The 241-nt window shown below is 38.6% G+C and carries 1 protein-coding gene; it reads left to right on the forward strand.

What is annotated here, in order from left to right; all coding sequences use genetic code 11:
- Positions 1 to 79: 79 nt before the first annotated feature.
- Positions 80 to 241: class II fructose-bisphosphate aldolase (locus ACX6XY_RS30480; protein WP_460337975.1), on the forward strand; the 162-nt coding region annotated here is incomplete at its 3' end.

Consider the following 241-nt stretch of genomic DNA (forward strand, 5'->3'; position numbering starts at 1 on the left):
GATTAGAAGAGGAAGATGAAGTTGATCTGTCTGGAATTAAAATTTCATAAGGTGAGGAGATTTTGAAATGTATGTTTCCATGAAAGGTATGTTAGAACGTGCGAACAAGGAGCATTATGCAGTAATGGCAATTAATTGTTTTAATCTGGAAACGGCTCGTGCGGTCATTGATGCTGCTCAAGAGCTTCGTGCGCCAATTATCATTGATTTACTTCAAGACCATTTGACAAGTCATCTAGGG

Source organism: Streptomyces sp. O3 (assembly GCF_054788135.1).